Genomic DNA, 26,080 nt, shown 5'->3' on the forward strand with positions numbered 1-26,080 from the left:
ATTATCTTTCATCTACGCGGATGTGTTCTTTTTTGATTCCAAGCCTTTTGATTTTAGAATTTAAGGTACTCGTTGGCACGCCCAGAACTGCTGCAGCTCCCGTTTTTCCACTGATTTTACCTCCGCAGTAGCTTAATGTCTTTAAAATATGAGTGCGTTCGTTATCATCGATCGTGGCCGGCGCAAATTCTTCTTCATCTTTTAAGTAGCTTGTTCTTTCCTGAACCGAAGGAGAAGGAAGGTCAATATTCTTAATAGAGTCTCCGGTAGTCAGTAATACGCTTCTTTCAATCAGGTGCTCCATTTCTCTCACATTGCCGGGCCAACTGTAGTTTATCATTTCCTGAAGAGCATTATTGCTTAATGCATTGATTTTCTTTCCCGATTTCTTTGAGAATCTGCTGATAAAAAAAGATGCGAGCTTCGGGATATCTTCCTTACGATGCCTCAATGCGGGTAAATTGATTGGGAAAATTTTAAGCCGATAATAAAGGTCACTCCTGAAACGACCTTCTTCCATTTCCCTTTCAAGGTTTCTATTAGTAGCAGCAATGATCCTAACATCAACTTTTATAGTGCTATTTCCGCCAATCCTTTCGATCTCCTTTTCCTGCAGAGCTCTTAGTAGTTTTACTTGTAACTCAAGTGGCATTTCTCCTATTTCATCTAAGAAAAGCGTTCCGTTGTTTGCAAGTTCGAATTTACCCAGCCTCCGCTCAGTAGCTCCGGTAAAACTCCCTCTTTCATGGCCAAAAAGCTCGCTTTCTATAAGATTGGCTGGTAATGCTGCGCAGTTTACTTTAACCATCAGTTTATCTTTACGAGGAGAATTGTTATGAATTGCTCTGGCTATAAGCTCTTTTCCTGTTCCTGTCTCACCAAGAATAAGTACAGTACTGTCTGATGCTGCAACTTGGGCTACAAGATTAAAGGTCTTTTTCATTTCAGGACTGTCCCCGATAATTTCCATATGATTGTGCGAGGTTTCAATCTCTTCCTGTAAGTAAACCTTCTCTTCTTCCAGTCTTAATTTGTAGTTGTTAATCTCCTGTAACTGAACGCTTATTTTCTCATTTGCTAAAATATTGGAAATGGCAATAGCGAGTTGAGAACAAATGCTTTTCCATAACTTCACCTGCATGGTAAGAAGATCTTTCTTGTCATGACATAATGCGATAACCCCTATAACCTCTTTTCCTAAACAAATGGTAGTTCCGGTTAGAAAAGGAAAATCAGGGGCACATGCTATAGTATAAAATGGGGGCGGAGTTTCGTTATCTGGAAAAGCAGTGATATCAAACGTTTCGATCTCATCTGATTCAATGATTTTATTTAATGAGGCATTATTAACCTCACCGGGGGACGATGACATTTTCTTGAATTCGGGAGAAGTTGCAAACTTAGCATCCTCATCGAAAATATAAGGCACAAGTAACTTATCGTCGTTTAAAAGGAAAAACACAAAATCGGATGCACCGAACAGCTCTTTGAGTTGCTTCTTAAGCACTTTTGCAATTACACTTTTCTTCCGAACTGAAGCAATCGCATTACTGAACGCTATTAACCTTGTTTTTTCTTGTTCCCGATGATCTATATTCTCATTCGAGTTGATATTTATCAAAGCTATAGCTATCTGATTAGCCAAACCCTGGATAAGATTTAAGTTTGCATTTTCAGCAAACTTTTTATCATCAAACAGAACCATCCATAACCCGAAAATTACTCCTCTGTTTTCAAGGCCTGTTAATACAACGTGGCTAATACCACTATCATAGTTAATCTGGAAGTATTCAGGCAGAGCCCGCTTTTCCGACAACTGCTGGAGATCAAATAAAATGGGTTTGTGACTAGCATAGGCGAGGTCCAGAACTCCGTCATTAATCTGATAATTCTTTTCAATCATCGAATTGTAAAGAGGATGGTTTTTGCTTTTGGATGCGGGATCAATTAAAAAAGAAGTAAGAGTGTTGTTTTCGTGGTTTATTTTGGCAATAAACGTATGCCGAAAACCTATGATTTGCTTAATTTCCGAACTGATAAGAACTAACAAATCATTATGGTTTCTAACAGCGGCAATATGTGTACTAAGTGATAATAGCACATCTCGCTCATTTTCTCTTTTCGCTATTTTCTCGTTAGCAAGTATATTATTAATAGCCGTAGAGAGTTGATATGAAATCCCTCGAACCAACTGTAAAGCATGATCGGTATATGCCCCCTTCTTAGTTAGATTGATAAAAAGCACACCGATAACATCATGCTCCCCACGAATTGCAATCCCAACTTTTTCCATTACCCCGCGTTCATGTTCATATCGAATAAATCCCGGTATTTTGGATTGGGTCAAAAGTGTGTTCATACCGAACACAAGCAGGTCTGCTGCCTGCGTCACTCTGTTGAAACACCCGTCGTTAATTTCGAAACTCCCTTCATAGTGAGAACCTGAATTAGCATCGGGTTGAGTGCTTTGCTCTATGAGTAGAAACACCTTGTAGGTCTTATCATTCTCCGGAAGCATGATAGCTACATCTTCGTAATCGATTAACTTATTTAGATTCTGTTGCAGAACTCGCTGAAGGTCGTCTTTATTGCGAATAGTCGTTAATCCGAAACTTAACTTTAACTGCTGTTCGGTTTCAGCTTCCTTTGCCTTAATAATTTCGTTTACTCTGATATTATCGACTGCTATAGAAAATTGACTGGAAAGATTTTTTACGAGCTCCAACTGGCTCAAGGATATTTCCTGGTTTTCTATCATGCAGATCGCCCATACACCTATGGTTGTCGACCTTACCTGTAACACAGTCATGACGATTTTCTTAATTGCAGACTCATACAACAACTGCATGTAGTCAGGCATAACTCCTTTGATAACTTGTTTTTCTAAATCGAAAACTACAGGATCCTTGGAGAGCAAAACCTTATTAAAAATTCCATCTGATATGGGATATTTAGTAACAATTACTTCCTGGTAGCGTGGATGATACCGTCCGCTGGACTCCGTATCTCTTAAAAATGAAGTCAAAGTTAGTTCGTCGTCATTGATTAGTGCTACCCAGTTGTGGCGAAAATCAAGAAGCTTTCTAAGCTTTACGTGAATAATGTTAAGCAAATTCTTTTTATCTCTTGTAGCAGAAAAATCTGCGCATAAACTCTGTATAATATTTGCTTTGCTTTCAATAGCTTGAAGCTTTTCTTCAGTGATTATTAGACTAACAGCAAGATTGATTTGGTCTGCTACGAGCTGCAGCATGTTCATTTCCAAATCTTGAGTTAAGCTTTTATCATCAAAAAGTAGAATCCAATTCCCTATAATCTCTTCCCCTCTCACAAGATTAAACAGAATTCCTTCTTTAAAAGCAACAGACACAGTCTTGTTTAAAAAAGGAAGAATTATTTCTTTGGTTGCCGAGAGTTCATCAAAATCAATAACCTGAGGGGAGTTTATGCCCAACAAGATGTTATGAGGAAGCTGGTCATCTAAAGGTGTTTTTCCAATTCCAGCCGAATTAAAAAATGGATAAGAGGCATCTAAAATATGAAGTTCTGCGAAGAAGTTATGAACGGAGTTGGATTCTTGATCTAGTATAAAAACGGTTGACTCTCCAAAACCAAGATGCGACCGCAATTGATTTTCGAAAATATTGGCAAGATCTTTCCTGGTCTTAACAGACGTGAGTTCATGACTTATAGATAGTGGTAACAAGTTGTTCATCCTGTAGGCTCAATGGCTCATATCAGTTAAGACAATCAGAACTGATAAAAGACCCCCTCGCTAAAAATTAATTTGACTCTCAATTTTGACGATATATCGCTACCTATGATTTGCAACGTCTTAAAGCGCACATATGATGATTTTGCATTTTCGAATTCGAACAGTAACCTTCTCAAGGTACTCTTCGCCAACTTTAACTAATAAATCTCCTCAAAAACATCTTTAGAAGTCGGCGATATATCAATCCTAGTTTCTGATTCAGCGATATGTCGCAATATAAAAAATTGATTAATATTTATGTAAACTGCTTAATATCAGTATGTTGATTGTTGTGGCACGGTTTTGTGTTATGAGTTGCCGTCGAGCAGGAATGGACCGAAGAGTAGGTGTTAACAAGGATCTATTCTTCCGATAATAGCAGATTGCTGCACATGATCAAACCTGGACTTATGAGCTAAAAACACTAAGTAGGTTTTTCGAGCAGTTATTTACAAAGTGAAGTAGCAGCGTATTGCTATATGGTTGTTTTGTGATACCAAAAACAAAAGGCAACAGCTAGCCGTCCGGCTGAACACAAATAGTGGGAGCGATTAACATCCTTGAATAATTAAACAAATTCAATTATAACTTAAATCAAAAGGAAATGGAAAAGTTAGTTTTAGCAATTGGTATACTGATGACTTTTGGTCAATCAGGCTTTGCGCAGGCAGAAAGAATCCCGGCATCAGCCGGAAGGCAGGAATACATAGAGGTAGAAAAGAACGTGCGCCTGCATGTAACCGACCTGGGTGAGGGCCAGCCGATCGTATTGATACATGGATGGCCTTTGAGTGATGCCATGTATGAACATCAGTATCAATACCTGTCCCGAAAAGGCTTTAGGGTCATTGGAATCACGCTGAGGGGTTTTGGAAAATCTGACAAACCTTATGGGAAATACGGCTTTGATGTTTTTTCGGATGACATCAAGGTCGTGCTGGAAAAGCTCCAGATCAAAAATGCTGTCCTGGGAGGTTTTTCAATGGGTGGGGCCGTGGTGGTTCATTACCTGACGAAGTACAATGCGGCGCACGTTGCTAAACTGGCCTTGTTTGCCGCTGCAGCGCCATCTTGGAAGCAGCGCGAAGGTTTTCCCTATGGCATATCCGATGAAGCTGCACAGGGCTTGATCAAGCAGACCATTACAGCCCGGCAGGACCTGATCGCTGGTTTCGGCGGCGCCTTTGCGGCAAAGGAAGGGAGCATCTCAAAAAATGTGGAGAAATGGCTGGAGAGCATAAACCTGGAGGCATCGCCTTATGCCATGACCGAGTCAATCACTGCCCTGGGAGACCTTGACTTGCGCGATGAGCTGATAAAAATCAAGATCCCTGTAGCCATTTTTCATGGAACCCAGGATAAGTTATGTGATTTCGTGTTTGCCGAGCTATTGAACAAGGGCATCAAGAACTCTTACCTGGTAAGGTTTGAAAAAAGCGGTCATGCCCTGTTTGTAGAGGAGGCGGACAAATTTAATTCAGAACTGGAAAAGTTCGCAAGGCAATAATAAGTTAGGCCGGGGACCTAGGCAGTCCCAGGGGAAAAGACCGCCAAGCAAACATAATTTAATTACTTCTTGAAACTCAACATGATGCAAACCGCAATGAACTTATCAGACATGGCCCCGGTGATAGACCCATGGCAAAGTAGTCGGACTTTAGGGGTAGAAAACCATTCAAAGGCCAGCGAGCAGGGTAACGTGATGAAAACCCTATTCGATTACATCAGGCAATACACGGGAATTGAACTCTCGCTCGATGAACAGGCGCAGCTGCACCAAGCATTCAAATACCGTGTGGTCAGGCGTAGGCAATTTCTGCTGCAGGAGGGTGATCTTTGCCGTTACATCAGTTTTGTGCTCAGTGGGGCTCTGAGGATGTTCTCGGTCAATGAAAGAGGCCATGAATCTGTGGTTGAATTCAACCTTGAGGGCACCTGGGCCATGGACAAAGAGAGCATAAGCCTTCGACAGCCCAGCCGATATAATATCGAAGCGATCGAAAACTCCCATGTACTGCAGATCGCTGCCCCACAGCTGGATGTGCTGGGTGCCAATATCCCTGCAATTAGGGAGATGGTACAACGCCAGCATACCGAAAACGCCATCGCCACTCAAAAGAGAATCCATGCGGCAATCAGCATGAGCGCAGAGGAACGTTACCATGACCTTTTGCGGTTCAACCCAGAGTTCAGCCAGAGGTTCCCCCAGGCCATGCTGGCATCCTATCTGGGAATTAAGGCGGAAACCTTGAGCAGGTTGCGAAATCGTCGAAACGGCGTTGCTTCAATAAATGGGATAACTAATGGATAAAGCTGCTCCATAAACCGGGCCTATTAAAGATGGAAAAAGACAAAAATCATTCATTGCATAAGAACATGAAAAAAAGCAAAAACCCAATAAACCATAGAAAACTGGCACCTGAGCTCAAGGGAACCGCAAGCACCAAACCCATTGCCGGGGCAAGAAATGGTCTTTTTTCATGCCATGTTAGCTTATCATTACGGCTGTTGTTTTTTCTCATGAGCTATTGTTCACCTGGGGTTATAAGGGCGCAGGTATTGGATTCTGTCAACACCGGTCCGCTACCGGATGCAGCCGAAGAGTTTTGGCCAAGGGCAAGCGGTGGCAGGGATACACTGAGGTGGTATGGGAAAATCAAACACATGGGCATCAACCATGGCAGGGGTTCTGTTGGCATTGGCGTTTCGCTGAGGGAAGGTTATGAGTTTTTCGACAATTACCTATGGGGAATTGGGCCCCAGGATGACAATGGATTCCATCAGCACCGCGGGCTGGTAACCGCCGATGTGCGATGGAACCGTACCCTCAGGGTGTTCTCCGAGGTGCAAAGCGGCTTTATCAGTGGCAGGAATGGAGGGGCAAGGCCGGTGCAGGACCTTAACAAGCTTGTCGTGAACCAATTGTTCGCAGAAATAACCGTTTTTAAGGCTGCCTATGGCATTGGCTCGCTTAGGGTGGGCAAGCAGGCGCTGAACTATGGGGTTGGATCCTTGCTGGATGTGCGCGATATCAACGTGCGCAGGACTTTTTTGGGATATAAATTGGTGCTCAAGGGCACAGATTGGAGGCTGGATGCGTTTTACATGAACCCGCTAGATATCAGGGATGGCTTTTTTGATGACAGGGTAAACCGCAGGGAGAGGATCGCTGGCCTTTGGCATACGATTTTCAGCCCCGGGAAGTGGAAGCCCCTTCGCAGACTGGACCTTTATTATCTTTATTTTAGCAGTGATTTCAGTCAGTACAACAAGGTGGCAGGGGAAGAAAAGCGAAGTACGGTGGGTTTCCTTTCCGAACTACACGGGGGAAACTGGACGAACTTTCTTGGCGCTGACTTGCAGTTTGGGAAACTGGCCGACCAGAGGATCCGCTCATGGAAGCTAATGGGGACGGTAAATTACAGCTTTGGGCATGTTCCTCTTAAGCCAACCCTGGGGGGTCAAATGGCCATCTCAAGCGGGGATAAAAGCCCAGATGATAACCAGATGCAAACCTTCAACCCAATTTATCCCAAGGGGCTGTATTATGGGTTCGTGGATAATGCGGGTTCGGTAAACCTGATCATCTTCCATCCCAAATGTGACTTTCGCATCTCTGCCAGGACAACGCTGTCGCTGAACTATTATAGGTTTTGGAGGGCTCGGGCGTCTGATGGCCTATATTCGACCCCAGGTAGATTTCTTCTTGCCCCCAACAATCCATCAAGATCCGTTGGGTGGATGGGCGATATTGTGGCAGGCCATGCGATCAACAGCCACCTTAGTTTCAGTGCGGTAACAAGCTACTATAAAAGGGGGGCTTTTCTAAGGGCAACCCCATCTACCCCCGGTGACATTTTTTATTTTGGGATCCGCTCGGCCCTTAGTTTTTAACCAGCTTGTCCCCAGGCAATCATGCAAACGGGGTAGGGCCTTCGCCGGGCCAGGCACTGGGGTCAAGGCAGTCCATTATCGATGGACAGGAACCAGTTGCATTGTCCACGTTTAAAAGTAATGCCCCCGACCAAAAGCGATGGAACATTGATAATTATCAACATTACTTTTTGCCTTATGTCATCGTCCAGGTAGGTGATTCTCCACAAATTTGCTTCATACTTAAAATTTAAAAACATGAAAACAATTCTTAACAAAATCAAATCTGGTCTCGCTTTGAGAACTGCACTTATCCTACTTTTAGTCGCAGGCTCTTCAAGCCTGAAGGCACAGAACAATCCAAAAGCGGGCTTGGGGGCTTTATTGACCCCGGATAATTGCGCGCTGCTGTTGATCGACCACCAACCCTTCCAGTTTACCGCATTGCTTAGCCATCCTCCGCAGACGATCATCAACAATACCTTGTCCCTGGCAAAGACGGCAAAGGTTTTCAATGTCCCAACATTGCTTACCACGGTTATCGAGGAAAGGGGAGGTTTTATCTTCCAGCAGTTGCAGGACGTGTTCCCTGAGCAAAAACCGATCAACCGTACCTTCATCAATGCATGGGAGGACAAAAAAGTAACGGATTGGGTAAAGAAAACCGGTAAGAAGAAAATTGTCATTGCAGGCCTTTGGACAGAGATATGTGTGGCAATGCCGGCGCTTCAGGCTTTGGGAGAAGGATATGAAGTATATGTTGTCGCCGATGCAAGCGGGGGCAACAGTCCTGAGAGCCATGAAATGGCCATGCTCCGCATGATCCAGGCTGGTGTGGTGCCGATTACCGCTGGGGTATTTCAGGCTGAACTTCAGCGCGATTGGGCAAGGACAGAAACTGCCAACAAACTTGGTCCGATCCTGATCGAGCATGGAGGTTCTACAGGCACCAGTTTTGCATGGGAACTGCAATTGCTTGCTGCTCCAAAAGCCAAGAACTAGACCTTAAGGGTAACCTACCTGTAAAGCTCCGGGATTATTTTCCGGAGCTTTTTTTGTCGATCGACCTGGCCAGAGAAGAGAGGGTTTTGAGATTTTTTTATGGTACTGTGCGCTTTAATTTTAACTTTGCTGTTGATGCATGAATCTTTAATTTCATATATTAACAACTACTCGGGTGAGGTAATGAGCATGGCTGAGGAGCAGCTCATCACAAGGACCTTCGTTCCCAAGGTGCTCAGGAAACGCCAGTACTTTTTGCAGCAGGGTGACGTGTGTAAATATTTCTGTTTCATCGTAAGGGGAGCCATGCGGCAGTACAGCGTGGATGAAAGGGGAGTTGAGCATGTCATTCAACTGGGCATTGAAAACTGGTGGATGGGCGACCGAGAGAGCTTTGTGATGTTAAAGCCCTCGTCCTATAACATAGATGCCTGGGAAAACTGTGAGCTGCTGACCATCACCCAAGCTGATGTGGTCAGCCTCGCCCAGCAGATACCGGCCGTTAGTTCCATGATACGATCAATGGATGAGAAGAACTCGATTTCCAACCAAAGGCGCATCAATTCCACGATCAGTCACTCGGCAGAAAACCGATATGCGAATTTTTTGAGGGAACATCCCGACCTTTTGCAGCGCTTTCCCCTGCATGTGATCGCCTCATTCCTTGGTATTGCCAAGGAAACCCTTAGCAGGGTCCGTAAGAACCCTCTGCTTTAGTGGGTTCCATTTCAGGCGATCTGGGTTGCCCTTAGCCCATTTTTTATCGCCGGCCTTTTATTCCCTTTTGACCTTCAGGTACATTGCTCTTTGTCCGGGTAGGAAACTATTGACTTATGTCAAGGTTTTAATTTAATATTTATCATCGTTTTGCCCCTGTCCTAGGCTGTAGATTTGAACATACTTAAACATATTAAAGATGGAAATGATCAACACCAGGTCGGTGGCAATAACAGGTTCGGGAAGTGGACTGGGCAGGGAACTTGCCCTTGGATTCCTGAAAAAGGGATACAGAGTCTTCGGTACTGTACTAAACCCCGAAGAGCTCAACGCTTTTGAGAATGTGCCCAACAGGGACCGCCTGCTACTTTCCCTGACCGACATCACAAGCGCTGAGCAGGTTGCCCAGTGGCACGGGAAGGTTTCGGACCTACTTTCGGGCCGGGGCCTGGACCTTTTGGTAAACAATGCAGGGGTGCTTACCCCCGGACCAATGGAAGCGCTGTCTATCGAGGCCATCCGACTGGAATTCGATATCAATGTAATTGGAAGTATCCGCGTTGCAAATACGTTTCTGCCACTTTTAAGAAGGGCAAAAGGGCGGATTGTCCAGATTGGTTCTATGACCGGTACATTTGCCATCCCCTTCAGCGGGCCTTCCAGCGCCTCTAAGGCTGCAATGGAATCTTTTGCAGATGTCTATAGGGAAGAGCTTCGGCCATTCGGCGTAGATTTCATCATGGTACAACCAGGTAATATGCTCACCAGCGGACCGGCAAAGACTGCCGCTCAGTTGAAGCATATCCTTGATACGCTCAGTCCTGAGCTAAGGTCATTGTATGGTGACAGGTTCGAACGCTTTTCTGGCAAGTTGAACGCCATGCAGGCAGGCGGACTTCCAGCGGCCATCGCTGCCGGAATGATCATTGGCGTGGCCGAACAGGTACCGGCTCCAATCCGCGTGCCCATTGGGGAGGATGCCCAGGCTCTGCTCAGGATGGTCAAGGAAAATCCAGACCAATACATCGATGGCTTTCGTGCCAAGATGCTGGACATAGATTAAAACCACAATTAAAATCACAATTAAAAATGAAAAATCCAGAAGAAAACAAAGCTTTGGTGTTGCGCTTTTTCAATGCCATTGAGAACAAGGACCTAGGGGTCTTTGATCAGATCGTATCAGAACACTATAATGACCACCTTGCCGGTCAGAAGCCAGGCAGAGAGGTACTCAAAAACTACTTCAAAGGCTTGCATGATGCCTTTAGTGACTTGAGGCTACCTATTTCTGCAATCATCAGCGAAGGGGACAAGGTGGCGGTCTATAATCGCGTCCAAGGGGTGCATACAGGCGACTATGGTCCCTTCAAGGCAAAATTCAACAACGTGGATGCAGAAGCTTTCCAGTTGTACCGTATCGAAAATGGACAGTTGGCCGAGCATTGGGAGGTTGCCGATTTCCATACCCTGCTCAGCCAGATACAGTAATAGGCTTTAACCTTAACGATTCCAAAAATGAAAAAGAACATAACCTATTCCACCCTTGGCAAAAGGGCGGACATCGGAGAGATGGTGATCTACCGCCTTCTTCCCAATGCCCTGCAAAAGATGATCGGATCATTTTTCTTCCTTGACTACATTGCACCGGTTCTCCACAGTGAGGACGAGCCGGTGAAAAATGCAGGTACCGGTGCCCATCCCCATAGGGGGATAGCCACATTAAGCTATATCCTGGCGGGTGAAGATGAGCACTTTGACAGCGTAGGCAACTATGCAAGGGTTCACTCTGGTGGCATTCAGTGGATGAAGGCGGGCAAGGGAATCATCCATGATGAGACCTTGAATCCTGACACTTTTACCCATAGCCGCCTGACCCAAGGATTCCAGTTCTGGATCAATCTCCCTGCTGCACACAAGACGGATCCACCCGAATACATTGCCGTTCAGGGAGCAGATGTCCCAGTGGCTGAGCTTGATGCAAATGGTAGTTGGCTGAAGGTGATCGTTGGTGGGTACATGGGCCTGCGCTCGGTCATTCCCGATTACCAGAAACAGTGGCTTTATCATTTGCACCTTGCTCCAAATGCCGGTTTTTCTTTATCTCTTGCCCAAGGAGAGGAATCTGCCGCGGTGCTGGTGAATTCCTTTGCCCATATCAACGATGTGAAAATCAATAGCTCAGAAATTGTCCATTTTGATCTTTCCCAAGGGGATATTGAAGTAAGCAATGGCAATGACCATTTTGTTGATGTGCTGCTTTTTGGCGGAGAGCCCTACACCGAGCCTGTAGTGGCAGAGGGCCCCTTTGTCATGAATACCCAACAGGAGATCATACAGGCATACCATGACTTTCACGCCAATAAATATGGTACGATAGATTACTCGATCAAGTCGTAGCCCAATCAATTTCTTAAAAACTATAGATCATGTCTAAAATACTAATCATCATTTCAAGCCCGCGTCGCCAGACCTTATGCAATAAACCGATTCAGTAACACTTTGAGCACTAGCAATCAAATCATTAACAAATTAAAAAAACTATTAACAATGGAAAAAAATTCGAAAGCTGGGTTAGGAGCACTACTCACCCCAGACAATTGTGTATTGATTTTAATCGATCACCAACCTTTTCAGTTTGCCGGCCTAAGAAGCCATGATTCGCAGACGGTTATTAACAATGTTGTTGGTTTAGCAAAAGCTGCGAAAATTTTTGGGGTTCCTACACTGTTAACTACCGTTGTAGAAGAACGTGGTGGATTTTTACTCAAGCAGTTACAGGATGTATTTCCTGAACAAAAGCCAATTAACCGTACATTCATCAATACCTGGGAGGATGAACGGGTAGTGGAATGGGTGAAACAAACCGGTAGAAAGAAAATCGTAATTGCGGCGCTTTGGACAGAAATCTGCCTGGCATTCCCTGCTATACAGGCTGCAGGTGAGGGATATGATGTGTATGGGGTAACAGACGCCTCCGGAGGCACCAGCTTGGAATCACATGATATGGCTATTCAGCGCATGATACAGGCAGGAGTTACACCGATTACTTCGGTGGTATTTTCATCAGAGCTGCAACGTGACTGGGCTCGTCAAGAGACAATTCCGGAGTTGGCTCAAGTAATTTATGATCATTTTGGGAATGTAGGCACTAGCCTTCGTTGGGAATTCCAGCTTCTTGCTACCCAGCCACCACCCACTGCTTAATGGCGAACTTTTTAGGATCGCGTAAGCCGAGAGCTTGATAAAGGCTTACGCCACCCTAGAAGCTAAATTTCAGACAAGACAAAAAAGGTTCTCAATTTCATTAACATGCCAAATCGCTGTTGGTTCTGAATCGTTCCTTTTTTGTCTCTTTAAATTAAGTTGAAACCATATTCATTATAATGAAAAGATTAGAAAACAAAGTAGCTATTGTCACCGGTGCTGCTGGTGGAATTGGAGCTGCAGTGGCAAGGATTTTTGCCAAGGAAGGTGCGAAAGTATTGATTACAGATGTTCAGCAGGAGAAATTAAGTGCAGTTGCCAATGAAATTCTCGCTGAAGATGGAGTGGTAGCTTATATGACCCAGGATGTCTCAACGGAGGATGGGTGGAAGTCGGTGACCGAAAAAGCAGTAACGCTTTATGGTGATATCAATATTTTAATTAATAACGCCGGAATTTCAGGTAACATCATAAGTACTTTCGAGGAACGGACAATTGAGGAATTTAACAAAATAATTGCTGTAAATCTGCTCAGCCAGTTTTTGGGTACCAAGTCTGTCATTCCTTTTATGAAGAAAAACAATTCAGGATCTATAGTAAACGTCTCATCCATTGGGGGGATAATAGGTTCTGCTAACGCTACGGCCTATACTGCATCTAAAGGTGGCTCAAGGAGCTACACAAAGGGTGCCGCTGCGGAGCTTGCTCCTTTTAACATCAGGGTAAATTCTGTGCACCCCGGATACATAGCAACGCCCATGACAAAAGATTTGCCTGAAGCTAAAGAATTTGAAAGAATTGCGGTTGGTGCGACTCCATTAGGCCGCGGGGGTACCTCTGAGGAAATCGCCTATGGTATACTCTACCTCGCCTCAGACGAATCTTCCTTTACTACAGGGATCGAGTTGATCATTGACGGGGGTACAACCGCTTTATAAGCTTAAATAGCTAATCAATAGATGACATTCATACAGTTGTCTCCCTAGATTCGCAGGCAACAATTAGGTCACTATAGGCTATGCAAAGCTCCGTGAGCAGTTCGATCTATCACAGCGATTGGAAACTGATCTACATGACGAACTTCAATTATTGCCTTATTTGTTAAATATGCCGAAAGTCTTCCAGGATTCTAGTTTGGGCCAAAAGCACGCTATTTTCAACGAGGTGTTCAAACAGAAACTCACTTATAGAGAAGATAGTTTTAGAACACCCTCGATCAATCCTGAATATGTTCATAAGTTGTTGATACTCAAGTGAAAAGGGTTGCTCTTTTCGGAGCAACCCTCTGGTGTTTTTGAAGGAGTCCCTTCATGCGGAGAGTGGGGGATTCGAATAAACTGAATTTAAATACACTCTAGGCCATATATTTTATCTTTTTTGCTTATAGGGCACCTGTTTGGGGCACCAGTAGAACCTAACAAAAACGCATTTCCTTGTATACCCTAATGTAGTAAATAAATTTGTGAACTTCAAATAAAATTGCTTTTAAAATTGTGAATCCATTTGAGTTAAATGTTTTTGTGAGCATTAACAGGTTTATGCTTATCAAAAAAATGGTTCTTTTAGAAATTAACTAAGCAATGAAGAGAACATGTCTCAAAAAAACGAACTAATCTATTGGTGTTTGAAAAGCTGTTTGTTATGCAAAAACATTTCCGATCTCGCCAAAAGTAATGGAATACAACCAGTCAACGTACCACTAATCATCTCTTTTTAAAGCCTTAAATACCTTCCAATGGTTTCTGTTTTTGATAAGAATGTAATCATGGATCGAAAATTTTTGAAATTGATGAAGACCCGTTGTAATGAATGCGGTATCTTTTTTGATCAAAAACTTTCCAATAGCGAGGCGGGTTCTTGGGTCATTGAACGAAACCGGGCTTAGATCTATGAGATCTTCCTGTTTGGTTGGTGCAATATATTTTATATTGACACCTGAAATTTGATCGGGCCACCGATCATTTTTTGTTTGAGGTTTGATTATAAATACCGTGTCAGACGCAACATTCAGTTTTTCCGTTATTAAGATATTATTTAAAATCTGAGACATTATCTGTGACGTATCGTTAGTCTGTGCTTCCCGAACTTTAGACTTACATGCTATGAATAATAAGCCTATTAATGTGAGTTTAAGTTTTTGTCTGTTCATTGATCATTTTCTTTGTAGAATTCGATAATACTTTAGCCATTCCGCAGCATTTGCAGGTTCTATTCTGTGTGATCCTGGTGCGACTATAATGTCTTCGAAATACCAACCTGCTTCGAAACTTCCTTTTCCTGAGATAAGTCCTGCCATACGTTTTGGAAGATTATTTGCATCCCGTCCAAAATGAACGAACTCATGTAATGTTGTAATTGTTAAAATTAATCCAACTGCCTGATACTTAAGTGGTGTGCTAGCTTTATCTAAGTCCTCAACATATGCTTGGTCAATTTTTAAAATTTTGTTTACGTCGTCAAATTGGCCGGCTACCGGGTGTCCGTTCCCATCCTGCAAATTATTGATGACAACAACTTTTGGCCCTTTTCCGGGTTGCATCAGAGCCATAATTTTACTCTCTTTCATCCCCGTAGTAAGGCTTAGTGCCTTAAGCACATTCGGATATTGCGTTAGAAAATTTGGAAGATCATTTACTAACGCCTTGAATTTTGGATGATTATTTAGTGCGGATATATCAAGAGTTGGAAGAATAATATTGTTATTTAGTAGTGTTTGAGTTTCAATAAGTTCAGCAATATGTACCTCGGGATTTTCAAGAAGGTAGTCCAATGCCCAGTTTGCGAAATCTTTGTTGTCATTTGTTTCTCCAAAATTGTAAAGATAGTCCAGTAAAGTCCCCGACACTTCAGGGTCTAAATTAAGCCGGTTTACTTTTTGCAGATCTGTGATATTAAGTAAGTTGATAAGTAAATTCGCACTCGATATTGGCACTGGAGGAAGTGCACCTGGCTCATCAATTACAATGATGCCATCACATCTTGGCAAAGGCATTGATCCATCTGGATATACAATATTTGGGTTATGATCGGGAGCCGGATTACAATCAGGTGTTAAATCTCCAGGTGCCGTAGGTGAGCCACCACCTCCGTTCCCCTGACCACCTACCGTTCCGGAATTTCCGTTTGATCCAGGACCAGTTGCGGGTACATCTTTACACAAAACACAATCTGGTGTTGGCCAAACGCAGATTGTAGTTGTTTTTACTCTTGCACAATATGCCGGACAATTATCACAACCATTGTTTATGATCAACATCGATGGTGTACAATTGCACTTACTATTTTCTCTATCTCTAGTTATCAAGTCTACGCAAAATGGCGTAACTATTGCATTGGAGGATGATGACTTTGGTATGGGCGTAATCGAACTCAATATCTTGCCCTGAAGAATATTTGATTTACTTTCAATTTGGTTTGAAGGATAGTCATTTTTCTTTATGAAAGTTCCATTCCAGTTACGCACCCAAATTGATCCTGTATACTTTCTCCTATCACCATAAAACCAAAGAGAATCAGGCTGTAGGTATACCCACTCTGCGTGTATATTTTGGAGACTATCTTTATACATCAGCAGATAATTAAGTGAAGAAAATAAAACATTCGCGCCAGTCTTTTTATTTATGATTACCTTTCCATCCCCCATATTTAGGGGTATTTTAATTGCGGCGCCAATTGAGATTAACTTGGAATAGGCTCTCTCCCAATTTGCTTCTTGACTAAAGGATTCTCTTGCATAGTCTCTTTAGTTGGACTTGAGGTGCTCATTGTTTTTTTTGCTACAGCCGGCTGCTGCAATTTTGAAAAGTAATATTGTTTAGCTTCCTCAATTGATAATGAGTTTTTCAGCGAAGAATTTGGCACCAAAAGTTCTCTTTTACAGCTTTGTATACCAAAAAAAATCGAAATAAATAGGGCACAGATGAGAATATGCCTAGACCATGAAATAGAATTCATTATTGAAAGTGTTAAGATTTGATAAATGTATAATTTTTGACTCAAAAAAGATAACCTTTCCAAGTTTTTATCTTTCCATAGTAAAATGTTTGATAATTATAGATGAGATACAAATAGGCGAAGTAACTTTATAAGTTATTGATGAGTTTGTGGGTATCTTTGGAGTTTTTTTTTCCTTTTTTAGCTTACTAGAACTTTCAACATTCGATACAAGATCAATGTAATCAGAAAGGAATTTCTAATATAAATGACTTCAATTATAAAATCAGGACTGCGAACGGTGAAGACTTGATTCCAGATGACGGTATTGGAATTACAGACGTGAATGGAATAAATGAAATCTATATAGACAGCGCTGGATTAAATTTAAATCAGATAGAAAATTTCAAATAAAAAGTCTCACAAAACGAATATTTTTACTTGATACTTTTTTATCAAAAACTCATTATCAGAAACGTGCTAGACCTATTTGATTAGTGGAATGAGTTTATGATAATTGGCAAAACAAAAGCATATAAATTTGGCTGTATTTAAACGAGTTTTATAATTTAGAGCGATATTACAAGTAGAATAAATTATCAAATAACTAGGGTTTTGTGATTGAACTAATCAACTACCTTAAGACATTTGATAATATTCTCGCCATCTTTTATTGAAACGGCGTTGACGGTTCCATCATTATTTTTTGTAAAGAATACTGTCGCATCCAAATCCATCAGGAAAAAGTTTTCTTCAGTTTGCGGCAGCAAATTAAGAAGAGGTATTCCAGACATTCTTAAGACTAACCCATTATCTTTCAAGGTAACAGTGACATCTACTCCATCTTCTCTTTTATATTTCCCCTCATATGATTTTAAAACACTATCTGACAATTTCAATACCGAAGGTACTTCATTCGGTTTGGTGCTTTTGAATGCCTTATGTATAATTTCTTTACCTTCTGGAAATGCAGCCCTCACAATGTTATTGCACATAATTAAACCGTTATCAGCATTAGTTAGCACGATAACACCGCGTTTCGATTTTGGTAGCAATACAACTATTGCTGCTACCCCCGGATCATTTCCACCGTGTTGAAGTGCATATTCGTTATTAGGTAAACCATTAATTATACGCCATCCCAGGCCTTGTTGAAGATTAGGGTTAATAGTTGACTGGGTTTTAACCATTTCCTTATATAAGGATTTTGAAAGATGTGCCCCGCCTAGAACCTCAAGTGCAAATTTCGAAAGATCATCAATAGTTGTAGTTAAACCTGCTGCTGCACTAGCCTGAATTGAAAAATCTGTTTTTTTAATTTCTTTCCCATCAGCATCATACATCCTGCTATATCTATCAAAATTTGTCTTACCATCCCACATGTGATGGGTATCAATCATATGCAAAGGGTTAAAAGTTAATGAATCAGCAAGTTGGGATAAAGATTTATGAAATTTGTGTTCAATTGCAACTCGCAGATATTCCATTCCTTCCCCACTATAGTTAAATCTTGTACCTGGTTCAAAATTGAAAGTCAACTTCCCGCTATCATTCATCCAACGCCAGTTATCAAATCCAGATTGCTGGCTCAGTACATGACGTGTTGTTATTTTTTTTGAAAAAGGATTCGCAGCAACTTCAGGATCAATAAAATATTTAGCCAGGGGTTCATCCAAGTCCCATTCTCCCTTCTGTACCAATTTAAGCACCAAGGTTGAGAATACTACTTTTGTTATTGAAGCTACTTCAAAAATCATGTTCTTGGGAGCAGGTTTTCCATTACTTAAATTCCCATATACGTTTGACTTTACTACCCTATCATTTTCGATAATACTGATGGCAACATTAGGAATATTCAAATCTTTTTGCCACTGTGCGATTTTTGCATCGAGATCATTCAGTTTAGTTTTACTTCGAATAGTTTTTTTAGAAGCTGCTTGTTGACAAAAGCTATCATTAGGCTGAAACAATACAAAAATAGTTGTGAGTAGAATCTGGTAAGTTAAAAGCTTCATGATTAATTTTTAGGGTTTTAGTGGTTCAGCCTAGTAATTGTTATTGATTTGCTGTATGAAATCCTCTTTCACAACAATCGCATAAGTGTATAAATCAATGACGATGATAACATCGAATAGGTTGCAAGTATAAGAATCTAGTTACCATGAGCTCTATCAAAAAACGGTAGATTTTTGATAAGACTTAATATTTCCTTTTAAGCTATTGTCTCAAAAAACGAAGGTATAATTCGTTGATCTATTTCTTTTGGTTGTATTTTAATCTAATGCTAATTAGGACAAAGAGAAAACGATTTAAAAAACCAGGTAATATTGAGAAGGTTGATTGGCGTAGCCTCATTTAGCTACGGCATGTTCCATTCTTTAAAAATAGATAGTAAAAGTCAACTAACAGAATAAGTATATCTTATTTGTCCTTTAAAAACTCAAGAGCCCGTAATAAAACAGGGTCCTTCCCTGTGGTTATATTATCTTTTGTATTAGCAACCTCAATATCAACTGGTATACCTATACCCTCATAATTATTTCCATTCTTTGCTAGATGCGTTTCATGAGAAAGCGAAAATTCCCATCCATTTGGAAGTTTCTTACCCATCATGCTTGAAAACATTCCTGCTGTGTGTTCACCAATGATGGTCACGTTTGGTAAATCCATCATATTCATTGCAAAATGGTCGGCAGCACTTATTGATGCGCCACTAGTGAGAAGAGCAATTGGTTTAGTTAATTGATTAAATGTTTTGAAAACTGCGTTAACAAATGCTGGCTCTCCACCTCCATTAATGCGAATATCAATAATTACGGCTTTTTTATCGTTGAATCTTGAAGACATTTCATTTAGCTGTTTTTCAAATTCTTTTATCGCCATCCCGCCAAAGCCGTTCAATTGTAAATATGCATATTGTTCTGATGTCGAGAAACCACCAATTGGAAAATTGCTATTAAATTTCACAAAATTGGAAAAGCCTTTTTCGGATAAGTTCTTCTCAATTACATTTCTCAATAATTTCACAGAATCTTTTGTGGGAAATTGCTTGTGAAAATCAGAATATTTCGCGCTTGCGGGTAGATCTCCGGTTTTTGAAATGACAACATGGCCATCTTTCAGCGGCTCTACCATTTGATTCAATATATTGAATAACGCATCATCCGTTGTGTTTTGAGTAACTTGAGGCCTAAACTTCATATACTGTTGCCGCCAATCCACTTTTCTCGCCTTGAAGCCGCTATAATTTTTATCAAACGTTTGCCAAAAAAACTCAAAATTACTTTCTGGTTTGCTAAGTTTCTGGGCTTGACAATAATTTGTAATCGTAATTATTAGTATAATTGAAAATAAAAATTTACCTTTCATTTACTTCGTTTTAGTTCCTATAATCTTGATAAATATAATTTTTTTTGCCCAAATGGCTTCATTTATAAAGTTTCGTCTCAATAAACGAATACATCAGTAAAATAAAAAAATGAATTCCAAGGACTTTAAAACAGGTGATATATTGTTTGCAACTCATCGAGAAATCAAAAAAGGATATCACCCGATCGTTTTCATTTCTGGAAACTCTGTATATGATTTTGTGGGTGGGATGATTACACATGAGGCGCTAGCCGACCGAAATGTAAAAATGAAAGAATCGCATTTTGAACCTAATCTTGAAGTTACTTATGATAATAGCTATTTGGTAAAAGGTCTCTTTATTAAGTCAGAGGAATGGGGACCATTTGAAAAAAAAGGGCAACTGACACCGGAAGGGTTGGAATTTGCTTTAAAAATTATTTCAGAGCTTCCATTGGAAACATTTGCTCAATATTTCGCCAGACATGCTTATGGAAATAAAATCTAAGTTTAACGCTAGGTGCCGGAGATTGCTCCTGCCAGATCCGGAATGAGCCAGGTGAAAAAGTAAAGTCCGGAACAAATGAAAAATCTCAAAAAACGATCTTTTTAAAATTTTTAATGTATTTGACAGTTGAATTATTGGCACAATTGCGAACACTCCGCAGGTAAAAGTCGTAGGAAGTCACAAATTCATGGTCAATTCTGTTCAATGGAAGATCATCTGTTTGATACTTCCATTGAATGAAATCTGCCGTATGGCTGTAGCTGGTTTCATATCTTTGCAACGTACCTGCGGCAAAACCTTTGCCGATCAGGAATGCTTTGAAGTATCATAAAAAAGTGTTTGACATATCTTTAATGTCATCGGTTTCAAATCAAATTCGAAATAAACTGAGTCCTCATTTCAATGCACATTTTCTTAAATATATAAGTGTAAGTGATTCTTATTATGGCTTGGAGTAATATCTAATAAAATTAAAGTAGAACTTGTGAGAAGTCAATCAGCATAGTTGGAAGAATGGGAGGAGAGGGTTAGAACACTGAAAAGTGCATGCAAAAGTATTATAAACAGTAAAGCCCAACAATGTTGGGCTTTAAATTACTCTGGCGGGGATGAAGGGAGTCCATTTGAACATTTAGAGGGGATTTTGGCAGTTATTAAGGAAATTTACAAGAATAGAAACTGATTTAATATCGTCTTTAACGTGCTTGAAATACCGAAATTATACATCGGGGCGCCAATCACCAGGATATCACTAACCTCGTGATCCCAAGCGACCAGGAAGATTTTTTTCTGAAAACCAGCGACGAAGGAGCCGCCTTGAGCAGCAAAGGGATTGTTAAGAAATTTGCTGCCAAAAAGATGGGTGGAATTACTGACCTGTGGTAGCGGACACTTAGGAGGTATTGTGAAGGGGCAGGCAGCATAAGTGGCGGAGAACGGAATGAGGCGGCTGGAGCTGGTGAGATCGTCAAGGGTTACATTTTAACTATTGGAATGTACATTGAAAAAGCACATACTGTTTCATTTCCTTTGTATATCCTTGACATGCTGAACAAAACAAAATGACCGTCTGAACAAAACCTTCGCTTTTTGATCGACCTACCTTTGTTCTATATCATTTAAAAAAAAACAAAATGGAAAAGAACAATTATCAAGGAACGTTACAATATCCGGTAGGATCAGGATTTAGTGCCAAATCAACTGCAACTGAAGTAATAAAAGGTATTGACCTGACAGGAAAGATCGCCATTGTAACCGGTGGCAATGCAGGCATTGGCCTGGAAACAACCAAGGTACTTGCGGCTGCAGGCGCGAAAGTTATTGTGCCTGCCAGGGATATTGAAAAAGCCAAAAAGAATCTTGCCGGAATTCCAAATGTAGAATTGGCGGCGATGGATCTGGCGCAGCCTGAAACGATTGATGCATTTGCGGAAAAATTCCTGGCTTTGAACCGCCCGCTGCATCTGCTGATCAACAATGCCGGTATCATGTGGGTGCCCTTACAAAGAGACAGCCGGGGTTATGAGTCACAACTGGCTACCAATTATCTGGGACAATATCACCTGGTAGCAAGATTGTGGCCTGCCCTTAAGCAAGCAGACGGCGCAAGAGTGGTTAATGTATCTTCATATGGCCACCAGATGGCATCCTTTAATTTCGATGATCCCAATTTCGAGCATCGGGAATATCAGACACTTTTAGCCTATGGACAATCCAAAACCGCAAGTAATCTGTTTGCCCTTGAGCTGGACAACCGTGCGAAATCATTTAAGGTAAGAGCCTATTCCCTGCATCCCGGATCGATAGCAGGAACGGAACTGGCAAGAGACGCGGATATGGAATTGTTTAAACAAATGGGTTTCTTTGACGAGAACGGTAATATGCGCCCCGAAATCCTGGCTGGATTGAAGACCATACCACAAGGCGCCGCTACCACTGTATGGTGTGCTACAAGTCCAATGCTTAATGATATTGGCGGGGTGTATTGTGAAGACGGAGATATCGCGGAGCTTGATTTTGGCAATTTCGGTAAAGATAATGGCCTTGGAACCCGTGGTGTACAGCCTTACTCGCTGGATGAAACAAATGCTAAAAAGCTTTGGACCTTGACAGAGGAAATGACAGGGATAACATTTGACGTTAAATAAAGCGCAATAAGGACATGAAAAATTTAAAAGGAAAAATCGCGGTTATAACCGGCGGTAATAGTGGGATCGGCTATGCCACTGCAAGAGAATTGAAAGAACAGGGTGCCGAAGTGATCATCACCGGGAGGAGAAAAGAAGCGGTGGAAAAAGCTGCCCTTGAACTACAGGTAACCGGCCAGGTTGCTGACCAGTCCAGTCTGAATGATATCGACACGCTGGTTACAGAAGTCACCAGTCAGTTTGGTAAAATAGATATCCTGCTGGTCAATGCCGGAGTTACTAAATTTTCAACAATTGAACTGATGCCTGAAGCCACTTTTGATGAAGTGATGAACGTAAATTTCAAAGGTGCCTATTTTACCTTAAGCAGGTTTATTCCCATCCTGAATGAAAATGCCTCGGTGATCCTGCTCTCTTCAACGTCCGCGCACATCTCCCCGCCACAAGGATCTGTTTATGCGGCCAGCAAAGCTGCGCTCAACGCTGTAATGAAGATCGCCTCGGTTGAGCTGGCGCCCCGGAAGATCAGGGTAAACGCAGTTAGCCCGGGGCCTGTCGCCACGGAGATCCTGGGCAAAATAGGGCTCAACCAAGCATTGGAAGATCACCTCGTGGCCTCAATCCCTTTGGGACGTTTAGGACAGCCGGAGGAAGTTGCCCGCCTGATCACATTTCTATCTGGTGACGATGCGGCGTTCATCACGGGTTCGGAATATTTTGTTGACGGTGGACAGTCGATTTGAAGAAATCCGTCTAAATCAATAACTTTATAAAAATGGAACATATATCCAGGTATTTAACCAAAGAGATCAAGCTTTCTTCCTACGAGGACAAGCTTTTCAAATCAGACCTGATGTTTGATGATCACATGCTCGTCTGGTTCATTTCCGGTGAAACCAAGATCATCCAGTGGGATACCACCTTTAATTTCAGGACGGGAGATATCTTTCTGATTCCAAGGAACCAGCTGGCCACGATCATCAACTATCCTAAAAATGGCCTTCCCCATAAAACGGTTGTTATGCATTTATCGCTTGACCGTCTGAAAAAGTTCTATGAAAATATCGATGTCAAAAAGAGATCGCAACCCGATCAAAAGATTTATGCATTCAGCAACCATCCCTTATTAGAAAGCTGCCTTGCTTCGCTGATACCTTACTTTGATATAGACGGCCAGTTTCCCGAGGACCTCGCTTCACTAAAAATAACGGAGTCCATCAGTATATTGCGGATGATTGATCCCGGTGTAGACAGCGTATTGGCGAATTTCGACTTGCCTGGTAAAATTGATCTGGTCAGTTTCATGCAGCGAAACTTCATGTTCAACATGTCCCTGGAAAAATTAGGTTACCTCACCGGCCGGAGTTTATCTACCTTTAACCGGGACTTCAAAAAACTATTTAATACCACGCCACAGAGATGGCTGACCGATAAAAGACTGGAACTGGCGCATTATCAATTGCTCGAAAAAAGAAAAAAGCCGACGGAGGTTTATCTCGAAGTCGGCTTTGAAGACTTGTCCCACTTTTCTTTTTCTTTTAAAAAGAAATATGGCGTGTCGCCTGTTCAACTAACCTTGGCACAACATTGAAATTTACTAATCAATAATTAGCAACAAAATGCCCTGGAATCCCGAAATCTACAACAAGTTTAAGAGCATTCGTTACCAGCTTTTTTTGATCTCGCAGGTCTTATCCAGCCCGCTGGAAAAATGAAAGCAATTGACCTTGGCTGCGGTACAGGGGAGCAAACGGCGATCCTCACAGATAAGTTCAGGAATGCGGTATTCCTGGGCGTTGATACTTCCGCTGAAATGCTGGGACAATCTAAAAAACTTGAAAATGATCGCCTGCATTTTCGACAGTCATCCACGGAAGCGGTCATAAGCAGCAGAGAGAAATGGGACTTGATATTTAGCAATGGCGCTTTGCAATGGTCTGATGATCACGAGGCGCTTTTCCCTGCGCTTATCCGTCAGCTAAATACAGGAGGACAGTTCGCGGAGCAGATGCCCGTACAAAACGAAAACCTGCTCAATAGCATACTTATACAACTTAAGACCATTGATGCCAAAATAGAGGTCTTGGAAACTAAATTGTTTGACGGTACCATCATTGATCATACATATAAAAGATGGAAGATCAAGTACGAAGGCGAAAAGGCGAAGCTTGGGGAAGACTTTGGTTTTTCAGAGAGGCTGGAAGGTAATCTATATGAAGAGTTACAACTGCTACCTTATATACTTAATATGCCTAAAATTTTTCAAGATTCCAGTTTGGGACAGAAACACGCCATTTTTAACCAGGTGTTCAAACAAGGACTCACCTTTAAGGAAGGTAGTTTTAGAACACGCTCCATCAATCCAGATTATGTTCATAAGTTGCTGATAATCAAAGAAAAATGGCTGCTCTTTTTGGAGCAACCCTCTGGTGTTTTTGAAGGAATCCCTTCATGCGGGGAATCGGAATACCCACTACAACATCTACAGGAACTTTTCAGAATAATCAGGGAAATCTATAAGAATAAGAAGCGAATGGAAGATGGTAACATTTAAGTTTATCAGATGGCAGTTTGACATAATGCCTTTCGGCCCAAGAAAGCTTAATTTTCGACATGCTGCCTTAAATTTATCTAGTAGAGAATTTATGGTTATCTCTACTAGTTAGTTTTAAGGATTATATAGCATTATCTTTGTAGTCAATATAACAACTACAGAATGAGTAAGCGCCTCGCCACATTTAAAGACAAAGAATTTGTTGTAGTTAAAACCCTCTCCTTTGAGGAGCAAGCTTCCATCGAAGTGATGTTTAGGGTGATAAATGGCTTCGAAACGCAAAACATAAAATTTGAGATAGTTCGGGATATTCACGAGGACATTTTAAATACTTTGAAAAATGGCACACCTGGTCATCAGCTATTTAGACAGATTATGGAACTGATGTCTACTTTTAATGCATTTTTGAATCATTGGAATACCTCTTTAAAACGGGAGTTCGGCGAAAGTTCCAAAAATTATATAAAGTTTAAGGAAGCTACTGGCGAGCAATTCGACACCTATTTTGAATATCGATTCTTATATGGTTTAAGGAACTATATTCATCATTGCGGAATGCCCAACATAATTGTAAATGCGAAATTGGATAGCAATGATATACCGGTCTATGAATTGATGGTTAACAAAGCTGAGTTGCTTTCGGGGATGGATTGGCATAAACGTGTCAAAACTGACTTTCAGACAATTGGAGATACATTCGATATTTTTCCTTTTTTTAAAGTACTGATTGAATGCGTCACTAGAATTCACAACGTGGCTATCAATAACATAGATGTAATCAAATTATTAATATGTGCACAAAGAATGAGTACCTATAAAAAATATAGAGATAGCGAGGATAAAGAGCTAGTTCTGTTAGGTTATACGGGAATGAACCAATTTGGTGACCCGACGAATCTCAATTATGAACATTTTCGTTTTAATCTAGCAGATTACCTTATCAAACAGATCAAACCAACAAATGATGCTGGAATAGCACCAACTGGATCACCAAGTTAAGCTAATTCGTTAGCACCAGGAATCTATCAGTTTAATGATAA

Annotated in this window: 23 protein-coding genes; 16 read left to right on the forward strand and 7 right to left on the reverse strand. The window is 41.4% G+C overall.

The genetic code is table 11. The features are described 5' to 3' along the window. Position 1: 1 nt before the first annotated feature. A complete protein-coding gene (locus tag EYS08_RS26265; RefSeq protein ID WP_244215846.1) occupies positions 2-3,715 on the reverse strand; it encodes a sigma 54-interacting transcriptional regulator in 3,714 nt (1,237 codons plus the stop codon). A gap of 643 nt (positions 3,716-4,358) precedes the next feature. Here EYS08_RS26265 and EYS08_RS03820 point away from each other — a divergent pair. The 10 genes from EYS08_RS03820 (at position 4,359) to EYS08_RS03865 (ending at position 13,488) form a co-directional block, all read left to right on the forward strand. After that, positions 4,359-5,261: an alpha/beta fold hydrolase gene (locus tag EYS08_RS03820; RefSeq protein ID WP_131028518.1), complete on the forward strand. Its 903-nt coding sequence runs from the start codon at positions 4,359-4,361 to the stop codon at positions 5,259-5,261. Positions 5,262-5,357: 96 nt separating this feature from the next. After that, the gene (locus EYS08_RS03825; protein ID WP_165456364.1) at positions 5,358-6,065 is read left to right on the forward strand and encodes a Crp/Fnr family transcriptional regulator; all 708 of its coding nucleotides are present in this window, start codon (positions 5,358-5,360) and stop codon (positions 6,063-6,065) included. A gap of 29 nt (positions 6,066-6,094) precedes the next feature. Further along, on the forward strand, positions 6,095-7,648 hold the full coding sequence (locus tag EYS08_RS03830) for an alginate export family protein (RefSeq protein WP_131028520.1): 1,554 nt from the start codon (positions 6,095-6,097) through the stop codon (positions 7,646-7,648). Between the two features lie 237 nt (positions 7,649-7,885). Beyond that, on the forward strand, positions 7,886-8,629 hold the full coding sequence (locus EYS08_RS03835) for a hydrolase (protein ID WP_131028521.1): 744 nt from the start codon (positions 7,886-7,888) through the stop codon (positions 8,627-8,629). Positions 8,630-8,764: 135 nt separating this feature from the next. After that, positions 8,765-9,346, forward strand: coding sequence for a Crp/Fnr family transcriptional regulator (locus EYS08_RS03840; RefSeq protein ID WP_131028522.1), 582 nt, complete (start codon positions 8,765-8,767; stop codon positions 9,344-9,346). A gap of 199 nt (positions 9,347-9,545) precedes the next feature. Further along, positions 9,546-10,409: an SDR family NAD(P)-dependent oxidoreductase gene (locus EYS08_RS03845; protein WP_131028523.1), complete on the forward strand. Its 864-nt coding sequence runs from the start codon at positions 9,546-9,548 to the stop codon at positions 10,407-10,409. 26 nt (positions 10,410-10,435) lie between these two features. Continuing rightward, positions 10,436-10,834: an ester cyclase gene (locus tag EYS08_RS03850; protein WP_131028524.1), complete on the forward strand. Its 399-nt coding sequence runs from the start codon at positions 10,436-10,438 to the stop codon at positions 10,832-10,834. A gap of 27 nt (positions 10,835-10,861) precedes the next feature. Then, entirely contained in the window at positions 10,862-11,743 is an 882-nt protein-coding gene (locus EYS08_RS03855) for a pirin family protein (protein ID WP_131028525.1), read from the forward strand. 150 nt (positions 11,744-11,893) lie between these two features. Continuing rightward, complete coding sequence (locus EYS08_RS03860) at positions 11,894-12,550, forward strand: hydrolase (RefSeq protein ID WP_131028526.1); 657 nt, start codon at positions 11,894-11,896, stop codon at positions 12,548-12,550. 179 nt (positions 12,551-12,729) lie between these two features. Then, positions 12,730-13,488, forward strand: coding sequence for an SDR family NAD(P)-dependent oxidoreductase (locus EYS08_RS03865; protein WP_131028527.1), 759 nt, complete (start codon positions 12,730-12,732; stop codon positions 13,486-13,488). 761 nt (positions 13,489-14,249) lie between these two features. On the opposite strand, the gene EYS08_RS03870 is transcribed toward EYS08_RS03865, so the two are convergent. From EYS08_RS03870 to EYS08_RS03890, 5 genes are all read right to left on the reverse strand, one after another. Then, a complete protein-coding gene (locus tag EYS08_RS03870; RefSeq protein ID WP_131028528.1) occupies positions 14,250-14,699 on the reverse strand; it encodes a hypothetical protein in 450 nt (149 codons plus the stop codon). Between the two features lie 3 nt (positions 14,700-14,702). Beyond that, positions 14,703-16,193, reverse strand: a complete 1,491-nt coding sequence (locus tag EYS08_RS03875; protein ID WP_131028529.1) for a hypothetical protein — start codon at positions 16,191-16,193, stop codon at positions 14,703-14,705. A 35-nt stretch (positions 16,194-16,228) separates the two neighbouring features. After that, the gene (locus tag EYS08_RS03880) at positions 16,229-16,504 is read right to left on the reverse strand and encodes a hypothetical protein (protein WP_131028530.1); all 276 of its coding nucleotides are present in this window, start codon (positions 16,502-16,504) and stop codon (positions 16,229-16,231) included. 605 nt (positions 16,505-17,109) lie between these two features. After that, positions 17,110-18,498, reverse strand: a complete 1,389-nt coding sequence (locus tag EYS08_RS03885) for a serine hydrolase (protein WP_131028531.1) — start codon at positions 18,496-18,498, stop codon at positions 17,110-17,112. 406 nt (positions 18,499-18,904) lie between these two features. After that, positions 18,905-19,852 carry a S41 family peptidase gene (locus EYS08_RS03890; protein WP_131028532.1) on the reverse strand — a complete coding sequence of 316 codons (948 nt, stop codon included), beginning with the start codon at positions 19,850-19,852 and terminating at the stop codon, positions 18,905-18,907. Between the two features lie 109 nt (positions 19,853-19,961). Between EYS08_RS03890 and EYS08_RS03895 the strand changes: the two genes are divergently transcribed. Continuing rightward, a complete protein-coding gene (locus tag EYS08_RS03895) occupies positions 19,962-20,339 on the forward strand; it encodes a hypothetical protein (protein ID WP_131028533.1) in 378 nt (125 codons plus the stop codon). Positions 20,340-20,424: 85 nt separating this feature from the next. Here the strand turns inward: EYS08_RS03895 and EYS08_RS25635 are convergent, their stop codons facing one another. Then, on the reverse strand, positions 20,425-20,619 hold the full coding sequence (locus EYS08_RS25635) for a phage integrase SAM-like domain-containing protein (protein ID WP_244215847.1): 195 nt from the start codon (positions 20,617-20,619) through the stop codon (positions 20,425-20,427). Between the two features lie 853 nt (positions 20,620-21,472). Between EYS08_RS25635 and EYS08_RS03900 the strand changes: the two genes are divergently transcribed. The 5 genes from EYS08_RS03900 to EYS08_RS03920 all read left to right on the forward strand — a co-directional run bounded on the left by EYS08_RS03900 (position 21,473) and on the right by EYS08_RS03920 (position 26,039). Beyond that, positions 21,473-22,486 (forward strand): SDR family NAD(P)-dependent oxidoreductase, encoded by a 1,014-nt coding sequence (locus EYS08_RS03900; RefSeq protein ID WP_131028534.1) that lies wholly within the window; start codon positions 21,473-21,475, stop codon positions 22,484-22,486. Between the two features lie 14 nt (positions 22,487-22,500). Then, positions 22,501-23,229: an SDR family NAD(P)-dependent oxidoreductase gene (locus tag EYS08_RS03905; protein WP_131028535.1), complete on the forward strand. Its 729-nt coding sequence runs from the start codon at positions 22,501-22,503 to the stop codon at positions 23,227-23,229. A 32-nt stretch (positions 23,230-23,261) separates the two neighbouring features. Further along, entirely contained in the window at positions 23,262-24,077 is an 816-nt protein-coding gene (locus EYS08_RS03910) for a helix-turn-helix domain-containing protein (RefSeq protein WP_131028536.1), read from the forward strand. 120 nt (positions 24,078-24,197) lie between these two features. After that, positions 24,198-25,040: a class I SAM-dependent methyltransferase gene (locus tag EYS08_RS03915; protein ID WP_208745782.1), complete on the forward strand. Its 843-nt coding sequence runs from the start codon at positions 24,198-24,200 to the stop codon at positions 25,038-25,040. 162 nt (positions 25,041-25,202) lie between these two features. After that, entirely contained in the window at positions 25,203-26,039 is an 837-nt protein-coding gene (locus EYS08_RS03920) for a hypothetical protein (RefSeq protein WP_131028537.1), read from the forward strand. Positions 26,040-26,080: the final 41 nt, after the last annotated feature.

This window comes from Pedobacter kyonggii (assembly GCF_004310665.1).
GTDB lineage: Bacteria > Bacteroidota > Bacteroidia > Sphingobacteriales > Sphingobacteriaceae > Pedobacter > Pedobacter kyonggii.